2 protein-coding genes are annotated in these 2613 nt (G+C 58.1%); both read right to left on the reverse strand.

The features are described from left to right. Positions 1-243 precede the first annotated feature (243 nt). Positions 244-1143: an abortive infection family protein gene (locus E0E18_RS13765; protein ID WP_161972316.1), complete on the reverse strand. Its 900-nt coding sequence runs from the start codon at positions 1141-1143 to the stop codon at positions 244-246. A gap of 213 nt (positions 1144-1356) precedes the next feature. After that, on the reverse strand, positions 1357-2613 hold a 1257-nt coding region (locus E0E18_RS13770; RefSeq protein WP_130841925.1), incomplete at its 5' end, for a Y-family DNA polymerase.

The following is a 2613-nucleotide window of genomic DNA, read 5'->3' on the forward strand; positions in this document are numbered from 1 at the left end:
CCGGTAGGCGGTGGGGGAGGGGCAAAGAAGTGCTGCCGTGGTAGCGCTACGCGCAACCTTGCCCTCTTGTGTGTGACGAGGGTCAGGGTGGGCACGCACGGGCAGGTGGGCCCGAGAAAAGGGCCCCAGCCCGAAGACTAGTGGCCATGACCCATACAAGGCAGAAAAATAATAAATCTACTGGTGGCAGTCAAAAAAGTATATATCGCTATTCTGTCTATACTCTATTATGTTATGAATGGTTCAGAATGGCGCTTCAGATGCACGGCGTGCTTGAAGTGATAGAACATACCGACACCAAGCCAGGGCGCAATCAACCGAAAGTTGAGCGCTTTCAGGATCGATCTGCGGTACCGTATGGTTAGCGTGACCAGCGTCAGAGCTGTGATTCCTGAGATACTGCACGGATTGTACGAGACGATTTAGGCCTTTAGCTATGTCATTAAGCGCAACGGCAGCTCCGCCCGCTGATAAGTCATCTGATTTGATGCCAAGCAATCTGTGCACCTCTGAGACTCTTTCCATTACCTTTTTACTCCTTGACTCCTGTGCGGGTATCCCATGAGCGTCCATAATTGCTGCGGATACCGCCTCTATCAGCGACTTTGAGTGTCCGATGACATCTGACAGATCTTGGTCTCGGGTAATCGCCTGGTTCAGTTTCTTTACTTCTCGCAAGACTCCGTCGATAGTTCCAATTCCGCTGACGTCCAAATCTTCCAGAGTGACGACATCTGCCTGTGAAATATTCCCATTTTCGTCGAGTTTGAGTCCATCCTCACTGCAAGCTCGTCTGACTTCCTCGAAATCCATAAACAAACTCACGTCATCCGTGTTTAAGATTTGACCACTTCTTCCTGCTAGGATGGTGATCGTGGAAAGTGCTCGAAGTCCATCAGTGCTTTCAGCTGGGTCAGCCCAGTTAACGGAAGCTGACATCGTGTCATGAATTACAGATCGGTCATATGACCATGCGTTGCGCAGTGTGATGTCACGTAGATCTTTCGGAAGTTTGAATTCGGCTCGTAGCCATGCGCGGAGGATGTCTTTCTGATCAAGATATTCTGCCAGAGCTGAAACTGCTCCACGGATGTTGCGGCTGACAAGATCGTTATTGCTTTGGTCGGATATGTTTAACGTCATGCTAGTGATCTTAGCGACGGTCCCCATGAAGATGCTGAATGAGCGCGAGGCTCAATCGGTCGGTTCTCCCCTACCCCTTCCATGAAGATGATCACGGTCGCCTACAGGCACTGTTGGTCGTGACCCTGGGATGGGGCGGAATGCTGCCGCGGTAGCGCTTCGCGCAACCTTGCCCTCTAGTGTGTGAGCTGGCGTAGTGCGGGCAGGGTGTGGTCAGGAGTGGACTGTGAGAAGGTCCGCCCATCTGGTTGACCACTGGGGCGAGAGCATCTGCCGTCGAGCCGACCACCGCTGATCCAGAGCGGAGGTGCCCACCGTGACACTGCCGGTGGGCAGAGCGTCCAGCACCGCATCAAGGGATGCGCGGTCACCGCCGGCATCAGCGAAAATATCCAACTGTCCGTCATCGGGGATCAGACCGCTGGCCAGGATCTCTACCCGCGAGTAGGCCACATCGTCACGGATGCGGGCCACCGCGCTGCGCGCAGCTGCGGCGATGTCCCGGGTCGATGATGTCGGTGACATCATCCCTGTGACTGCCATGGCACGGGGGGTGATCTCGTCATGGTGACCGGTGACGACACCTGCGGTGATCACCGAAGCCTTCACCCCTTTGGAACGAAGGCGGCGGGCGAGGGGATGCGCTGCGGTGGTCAATGCGGCGGCGACGTCATCAGCGCCACGGGCGCGCGTGCCCATCAGCCGGGAGAACACCATTGTCTGCTGTGACGGCGCCGGCGAGTCGTCGATGTCGATCACCGGCGTACCGGACAGTTCGATGGCGGTCTGTGCCAGGGGAAGGGCATGGAAGCGACGCAGCCAGGCAGGATCAGCGCGTTTCAGATCCCCGGCGGTGGTGATCCCTGCTGCGCGCAGTCGGGTCGACAACTTCCGGCCGATTCCCCACACCTCCTCAACTCCCAGGCGGACCAGGACAGCGTCGACCTGACCTGGGGTCCATTCGGCGAGGTTGCACACTCCACCGAACGGTCGGTGGTCTTTGGCACCGGTGGAGGCAATCTTCGCCAGGGTCTTCGTCGGTCCGAGCCCTGCGGTGGTGGGCAGTCCGAGGCACTGGGCAAGATCGTGCTGGATGGCACGGGCGGTGGCGGTGGCGTCGACTTCCGGGACGACGATGAAGGCTTCGTCAATGCTGTAGGGGGCGACCCAGGCGGCATGGTCGGCGAGGATCTGCATCATCCGGGAACTGATGTCACCGTAGAGCTCATAGTTGGACGACACGGCGACGACCTCGGACATGTCGGGCCTGTTTTTCAGCTGGAACCACGGGTCACCGGTCTTGATCCCCAGGGCTTTGGCCTCATCGGATCGGGCGATGGCGCAGCCGTCGTTATTGGACAGGACAATCACCGGACGGTGTCGGAGGGCGGGGTTGAAGATCCGTTCGCAGGAGACGTACATGCTACGCACGTCGACCAGGCCGACGAGTTGGCCGGGGCGGGGTAGGGG

Source organism: Corynebacterium neomassiliense, from assembly GCF_900626215.1.
GTDB classification, from domain to species: domain Bacteria; phylum Actinomycetota; class Actinomycetes; order Mycobacteriales; family Mycobacteriaceae; genus Corynebacterium; species Corynebacterium neomassiliense.